The sequence below is a fragment of the Streptomyces doebereineriae genome (assembly GCF_031845645.1).
In the GTDB taxonomy this organism is placed as follows: domain Bacteria; phylum Actinomycetota; class Actinomycetes; order Streptomycetales; family Streptomycetaceae; genus Streptomyces; species Streptomyces canus.
The window spans coordinates 1-718 of sequence record NZ_JAVREZ010000069.1 but is presented as its reverse complement, the minus strand read 5'-3'; the positions used below and the strand labels follow the sequence as shown (position 1 = coordinate 718).

Here is a 718-nt window from a genome sequence, read left to right as displayed (position 1 = left end):
ATCTCCATGTGCCAGTCGGTGTCCGACCTGCTCGAAGCCGCGATCCTGCTCAAAGAGGCCGGCCTGCTGGATGTTTCGGGTGCGGGTCACGGAGCGGAGGTGTACGCGCCGGTCGGGATCGTGCCGCTGTTCGAAACCATCGACGATCTACAGCGGGGGTCCTCGATCCTGCAGGAGGCGCTCGCGCTCCCGGTCTACCGCAGCATCGTCTCCGCACGCGGGCAGCATCAGGAAGTGATGCTCGGATATTCGGACTCCAACAAGGACGGCGGATACCTGGCGGCGAACTGGGCGTTGTACCGCGCCGAACTGGACCTCGTCGAAGCCGCGCGCAAGACCGGAATTCGGTTGCGCCTGTTCCACGGTCGGGGCGGCACCGTGGGCCGCGGTGGCGGACCCAGCTACGACGCGATCCTGGCGCAGCCGCCCGGGGCGGTGAAGGGGTCCTTGCGGATCACCGAGCAGGGTGAGGTGATCGCGGCGAAGTACGCGGAGCCGCGGATCGCGCACCGCAATTTGGAGACACTGTTGGCCGCGACGCTGGAATCCACCCTGCTCGACGTCGAGGGGTTGGGCGACGAAGCCGAGCCGGCCTATCAGGTGCTGGATGAACTGGCTGCCCTGGCGCAGCGGTCCTACGCCGAATTGGTCCACGAGACACCGGGATTCGTCGAGTACTTCAAGGCGTCGACACCGGTCAGCGAGATCGGTGCGCTCA

General features: G+C 66.4%; 1 protein-coding gene. It reads left to right on the top strand.

Annotation, left to right across the window (positions count from 1 at the left end; translation table 11 throughout):
* Positions 1 to 18: 18 nt before the first annotated feature.
* Positions 19 to 718: phosphoenolpyruvate carboxylase (locus RNB18_RS50730; RefSeq protein ID WP_311720893.1), on the top strand; the 700-nt coding region annotated here is incomplete at its 3' end.